The organism is Paenibacillus terrisolis, assembly GCF_056171975.1.
In genome coordinates this window covers 1-2044 of sequence record NZ_JBKFGG010000045.1, presented here as the reverse complement: position 1 = coordinate 2044, position 2044 = coordinate 1, and the positions used below count along the sequence as shown (strand labels likewise).

The 2044-nt window shown below is 49.1% G+C and carries 2 protein-coding genes; both read right to left on the bottom strand.

Annotation, left to right across the window (positions count from 1 at the left end):
• Window positions 1-258: 258 nt before the first annotated feature.
• Complete coding sequence (gene clpP, locus ACI48K_RS23685; protein ID WP_475030108.1) at window positions 259-852, bottom strand: ATP-dependent Clp endopeptidase proteolytic subunit ClpP; 594 nt, start codon at window positions 850-852, stop codon at window positions 259-261.
• Window positions 853-870: 18 nt separating this feature from the next.
• Window positions 871-1737: an RNA polymerase sigma factor gene (locus ACI48K_RS23680; RefSeq protein ID WP_475030107.1), complete on the bottom strand. Its 867-nt coding sequence runs from the start codon at window positions 1735-1737 to the stop codon at window positions 871-873.
• Between the last annotated feature and the right edge of the window lie 307 nt (window positions 1738-2044).

The window sequence follows — 2044 nt, the reverse complement described above, 5'->3', positions numbered from 1 at the left end:
TCTTGCTCTTTGTCTTGCTCTTTGTCTTGCTCTTTGTCTTGCTCTTTGTCTTGCTCTTTGTCTTGCTCTTTGTCTTGCTCTTTACCCTTTGCTATTTGCTTACTTAATGCCTTGTTATCTTACCCGCTGACTTTTTGTCTTGCTTTTTGCACCTATTCTTCCGGTCCTTACATCTTGCACTTGTTCTTTACACTTGCCGTCTATACTTTGCTCTTAAAGCCCAGTTTCCTATTCTGTTTTCGGATCTTGTTTTATTGGTCACGCCTGTTTCTCGTTTTGGATCACCCGGTCGATAACCCCATACGCCAGCGCTTCCTCAGCCGACATAAAATAATCCCGGTCCATATCCTTCTCAACCCGTTCCAACGGTTGGCCCGTTCGCTCGGCGGCGATGGCGTTTAATCGCTCACGGGTTTGAAGAATGCGTCTGGCGCTAATGGCAATATCGCTTGCTTGCCCTTGAGCTCCTCCGTGGGGTTGATGGATCATAATTTCGCTGTTGGGAAGAGCGAACCTTTTGCCTTTTGCTCCTGACAGCAGCAGGATTGCCGCAAAAGAGGCAGCCATTCCCGAGCAAATCGTTTGAACATCCGGCTTCACATATTGCATCGTATCGTAAATAGCAAAGCCGGCGGTTGTCGATCCACCCGGGCTGTTGATGTAGAAATGGATATCTTTTTCCGGATCCTCCGCGGCGAGCAGAAGCATTTGAGCCGTAATACTGTTTGCAGCCTGATCATCGATGGCTGACCCTAGGAAAATGATTCGGTCTTTCAACAACCGCGAATAAATATCGTAGGACCGCTCTCCACGCGAAGTCTGCTCAATGACATAAGGAATAACCGTGCTCATAGCAACACCTCCAATAAACTAGGCGGCCAGGGCCAAAAAGTCGTTGGTCCGGCTTTGAACCGCCCGTGTTGAAGTAAGCTGACGATCTTTGGCCTCGGGACGGGATTTTAAAGTCAGAGCAGGTACGAGCTCATGCGGACTGGAGTCGTTCAGCAGCATGATCAAAGCCGTAGCATTTTGCTGCCGGAAGGCTTCAAGGTAGGCATAAACAACCGTTTCATCAACCATCCGGTTATGTTGATCAGCAGGCCGATAACGACCAGTCAAAGGCTCATCTTGGCCGCTAAACTCTGACGCACTAACGGATTGCAGCTTTCTGCGTGCCCGATGCAGCGTCGCCTTAACCGCCCCCTCCGTCGAGTGGGTCATCACTGCAGCTTCCGCCGCGGAGTATTGCAATACATCGACCAGCAATACCGCTGTTCTCTGGTTGGGAGCTAGCTGCTTAACCAACGTTTCCATCGCCGCCCAGGCATCAACCGAAGGAAATTCCGGCTTAGTCAACTCTTTTGCGGACAGGGGCAGAACAGAAAGCTGTCTTTTGCGGCTGCGGTCAATCCAGGTATTGCGGGCGATTCGATATAAAAAGGCACGGGTCATTTGTGCTTCTTCCCCTTTGTTCAAAATAGACGCCCACGCCTTTAACCAAGTGTCCTGCGCCAAATCCTCCGCCTCCCATTTTGAAGCGGTTAAAGAGCGGCAATACTTCCCCAGAGCCTCCTGATGCTCTTGCACCCACGCGGAAAAATCGGACTTTTCTCCTCCGTCGTTCAACTTTCCGGCTACGAGGCTCATCGCAAATTTTTGTACAGCTGGCGTATTCTTAAAATCAGGCTCACGGCTCGGTTGCCAACTTCGTACCTCCAGATCAACACTCTGCTTCACCTTGCTCACCTCCTGATCCCGGGGTTATTGATCTTTGTTATTTCTTACTTCAACGTTTATAAACGAAAAATTAACCCCGATCGATACGGTCCGAAAAAAATTTATATCGAACTTTTTATTTATTTTACATCTCTATTCTGGAATCACCTAATCGATGGCTGGAAGAGCCCACGTACCTCCGGAAAAACGCTCTTTAGAGCCCATCCTCCCAAATACCTGTAAAAGCGGCTAGGCCCCCTAATTCCGGAGTCCTGACCTACAAGATTTTTGCAATCGCAGGCTAGCTCATTTTTTCGCGTGTTTACAT